Origin of the sequence: uncultured Clostridium sp. (assembly GCF_937920395.1) — a bacterium.
In the GTDB taxonomy this organism is placed as follows: domain Bacteria; phylum Bacillota; class Clostridia; order Clostridiales; family Clostridiaceae; genus Clostridium_AD.
The window spans coordinates 1-4470 of the sequence record NZ_CALEVF010000276.1 but is presented as its reverse complement, the minus strand read 5'-3'; the positions used below and the strand labels follow the sequence as shown (position 1 = coordinate 4470).

The window sequence follows — 4470 nt, the reverse complement described above, 5'->3', positions numbered from 1 at the left end:
CGGATATATTTAAGTCTTATAACATATACATCGCGAGGGTATGGCGGTAATCCTAAAAAAATGTATATAGATGCCCATAATATTATTCTTGATTTAATGACAGAATTTGGGTTTGTATTTACAATTACATTTATGTTAGGTTGGTTTGGTGGTTTATTAAAGTCAGTATTGGATATAGTTAAGAATAGAAATAAAAACTTTAAAGAGTTTAAATGGCCTGGAATTATTGGAATTACTTGTCTATTAATTTATGGAAACATTACAGGGCAATCGTTTATGTCTTCAGCAAATCCGTTAAGTGTAGCACCTGCTTTTGTTTTTACTGTTGTAATGATATTAATGATATATTCAGAAGGAAAATCTATTAATTAAGGGATAACATGTGTGAGGAGTAATAATGAAAAACATATTGATTGTAGCTTATTTTTATCCGCCACTTGGTGGTGCAGGAGTTCAGAGAACATTAAAGTTTGCTAAGTTTCTAAAAAAGAACGGATATAATGTATTTGTGCTTACTGTAAATAATGAAAAAGGAACTATAAAAGATGAATCTTTAAAACTTGAATCAACTGATGGGATAAAAGTATTTAGGGCATTGCAAAAAGAAAATTTTATTGTTAATTATATTCTTAATAGAAAAGTTACTGATGTTAAATTTGATAAAAATGATAATAAACAAAACATCACAAAACAGATAGCTAATAGCGCATTAAAATCTAATATTAAGAGAGTAACAAAAAAAATCTTGTTAAATATATATAGAAATATGTATATACCAGATGATAAAATATCGTGGAAAAAAGATGCTGTGGATGTAGGAATTAAAATAATTAAAGAAGAAAAAATTGATATAATATATTCTACGTCTGCGCCATATACTGGTCATTTAATTGCATATGAATTGAAAGAAAAGTATAATTTACCATGGATTGCAGACTTTCGAGATCAGTGGGTAGCAAATCCGTTTGTAGCTTATTCATCATACGCTAAAAGAAAAAATGGAAATATGGAGAAAATGGTAATAAAAAAGGCGGATACTGTAATATCTGTAAGTAAGCCTATAATAGATGATTTTATATATAGATATAAATATGAGGCAGCTGATAAATTTAAGGTTATTACTAATGGATATGATGAGGAAGATTTTGATGATTTTAACATGAACTTGGTGGCAAACAAATATATTATAACCCACAACGGTACGTTATATGGGAAAAGATCACCGAAAAATTTTTTAATAGCTATGGATAAGCTCATAGCTGTTAAAAAAATAAATCAAGAGGAGCTTGTAATTAGATTTGTGGGGCAAATAGGAAAAGATGCTCAAAAGGATATTGAATTTTTTATTTCTAAATACGATAATATTATTGAATTTATATCATATTTGCCACATAAAGAAAGCTTGAAAAAATTAGAAGAGTCATCAGCGACACTTTTAATTATTGAAGGTGGAGTGGGTAGTGAGGGTATATATACAGGAAAGCTTTTTGAATACATAAGGAGCGGACGCGATATCATCGGTATTGTGCCAGCAGGTGTTGCTAGAGATTTAATACTAAGTACTAATACTGGTTTTTGTTGTCATCCTGACAAGATAGAAGAGATTGAAGTGGTGATATACAAATCCTATAGGATTTGGAAAGGTGCGGAGAAAAAGCTAGATGTACACTGGGAAAAAGTTAAGAGATACAGTAGAGAAAATCTAACTCGAGATTTAATGGGTGTTATTGAAAGCTTGTAAAAATGTTGTGGAAGGAAGTGTAGATTCTAATTTTATCGGAGAATATTTCGTTAAAATTTAGAAACATATATGAAAATATTAACAGTAGTAGGAGCAAGACCACAGTTTATAAAAGCAGCAGCAGTATCAAATGTTATCAGAAAAGAGCATGAGGAAATTTTAGTTCATACAGGACAGCATTATGATGAAAACATGTCAAAAATTTTTTTTGAGGAACTTAAAATACCAAAACCAGATTATAATTTAGGAGTAGGTTCAGGTGGACATGGCAAGCAAACAGGAACTATGTTGATAGAACTTGAAGAACTTTATGAAAAAGAAAAACCAGATATGGTTTTGGTTTATGGAGACACCAATTCAACTTTAGCAGGTGCACTTTGTGCAAGTAAATTACTTATTCCAGTAGCTCATATAGAAGCAGGACTTAGAAGCTTTAATATGAATATGCCGGAAGAACAAAATAGAATTTTAACAGATCATATATCAAAATATCTATTTGTACCTACGACTTCAGCTGTTAAAAACCTAAGTAACGAAGGAATTACGAGTGGTGTTTATAATGTTGGAGATGTAATGTATGATGCAACACTTGATTTTTTAAAACTTTCAAAAGAAAAATCAAAGATTATGAAAGAACTTAATTTAAAGCAGGAAGAATTTATATTAGCAACTATACATAGAGCTGAAAATACTAATGATATAAATAAATTAAAAAACATAATTGAAGCATTAAATGAAAGTGGTCAGCAAATAATATTGCCATTACATCCGAGGACCAAGAAGTATATGGATGATTATAATCTATCGTTTAACAGTAACGTCAAAATTATAGATCCAGTTGGATACTTAGAGATGATAAGTTTAGAAATGTACTGTAGAAAGATTATTACAGATAGCGGTGGCGTTCAAAAGGAGGCCTTCTTCATGAATAAGCCTTGTATAACTATCAGAGATGAAACAGAATGGATAGAAACAGTAGAAAATGGTTGGAATATTGTTGTTGGTACTGATAAGGCTAAGATATTAGATGGCATATTAAATTTTGTTCCAAATAAAGCTAGACAAAACATTTTTGGCGATGGTCATGCTGCAGAAAAAATTCTGAAAATTTTAAACAAATAGTAGAGGTGAAAAAATGCGTATTTTATTTTTAACACAATATTGCCCACCGGAAGTTGGTGCACCTCAAAATAGAATTTTTGAGTTTGCTAAAAAATTAAAAGAATTTGGTCATGAAGTTACGATATTAACAGCTCTACCAAACTACCCTAGAGGAGAAATTTTTGAAGAATATAAAGGTAAAAAAGTAGTAATAGAAGAAATTGAGGGTATAAAGATAGTTAGAACCGCTATTTATGCTACAAAATCTAATCAGTTTACTAAAAGATTAAGAAATTATTTATCATTTACTTTTTCTTCAGTTTTTAGAGGTGCTAAGCATATAGATAAACAGGATGTAATAATAACGGAATCACCACCATTGTTCCTTGGATTTTCAGGGTTTGTATTAGCTAAGATTAAAGGAGCCAAATTTATTTTTAATATATCTGATTTATGGCCAGAGTCAGCTATAAAATTAGGTGTGTTACACAATAAATTATTTATAAAAATGTCTGTGTGGCTCGAAGAATTCTGTTATAGAAGGGCTGCAGCTGTTACATGTCAAACACAAGGAATAGTTGATGACATAGTTAACAGAGGGTTTGATAAAAATAAAATACACCTTTTAACTAATGGAGTAGACACAAACCTATTTAAAAAAGAAAATCGAGATGATAGTTTTAGATGTGAAATAGGCATAGAGAATAAATTTGCATTATGTTATGCAGGAATTCATGGAATTGCACAAGGGTTACAAGTTATAATAGAGGCAGCAGAGATAGTTAAAGATGAAAAGAATATTCAATTTATTTTTGTGGGTGATGGTCCGGAAAAACAAGATCTTATAAATTTGACTAAAGACAAGGGCCTTAAAAATGTTACATTTTTACCTCTTCAACCCAAAGCAAATATGCCTAAAATAGTAGCGTCTATGGATGCTGCAATAATTCCTTTAAGAAAATTAGAGCTATTTAAAGGTGCTTTACCTTCAAAAATGTTCGAGACCTTAGCTTCAGAAATACCAATTATTTTGCCTGTAGAGGGTGAAGCTTCAAAGCTAATAAATAGTGCAAATGCTGGAATAGTTGTAGAACCTGAAAATTCAAAAGAAATTGCAGAAGCTGTATTAAAGTTATATAATAATATAGAACTTAGAAACAGTTTTGGCGAAAATGGAAGAGCTTATGTTATGGAAAACTATGCGAGAGAAAATATAACAAGAAAATTAGAAAAAATATTGATGAATTTATAGAAATCATAATATGTAATCCGTCCCTCACTTACAAATTAAAGATTTTTTTGAAAGTGAGGGACGGATTATGTAAAAATAATATTATTATTGTATAAAGAGGTGTAGTAAATGAAAGCTAAGTATAGTATTTTATATTGTTTAATGTGTGCTTACATAGTAATAATGCCACTAATTCAGGAGGGAACAAATTTTAAAGGAATACCTGTGAGTGATATTTTACTCGGTATAGTTGTATTTACATATTTCGTAAAGTTAATTATTGAGAAGGCTACGCGTGAAAGATTTCTTTATGGCATTAGAGATTTATTTAATAGTACATTGAGTATTTGTATATTAATATTACTTGGAATAATGTTATTATCCACTTTCTATGCAT

The 4470-nt window shown here is 29.9% G+C and carries 4 protein-coding genes and 1 pseudogene; all 5 read left to right on the top strand.

Annotated features, from left to right (window positions below; translation table 11 throughout):
* On the top strand, positions 1-372 hold a 372-nt coding region (locus Q0649_RS17365), incomplete at its 5' end, for a hypothetical protein (protein ID WP_298844954.1).
* Between the two features lie 25 nt (positions 373-397).
* Positions 398-1741: a glycosyltransferase gene (locus Q0649_RS17360; protein WP_298844953.1), complete on the top strand. Its 1344-nt coding sequence runs from the start codon at positions 398-400 to the stop codon at positions 1739-1741.
* A 69-nt stretch (positions 1742-1810) separates the two neighbouring features.
* Positions 1811-2863, top strand: a complete 1053-nt coding sequence (gene wecB, locus Q0649_RS17355) for a non-hydrolyzing UDP-N-acetylglucosamine 2-epimerase (RefSeq protein ID WP_298844950.1) — start codon at positions 1811-1813, stop codon at positions 2861-2863.
* Positions 2864-2876: 13 nt separating this feature from the next.
* Entirely contained in the window at positions 2877-4094 is a 1218-nt protein-coding gene (locus Q0649_RS17350; protein ID WP_298844947.1) for a glycosyltransferase family 4 protein, read from the top strand.
* 108 nt (positions 4095-4202) lie between these two features.
* A pseudogene (locus tag Q0649_RS17345) lies at positions 4203-4470 on the top strand (O-antigen ligase family protein); the annotation flags it as partial.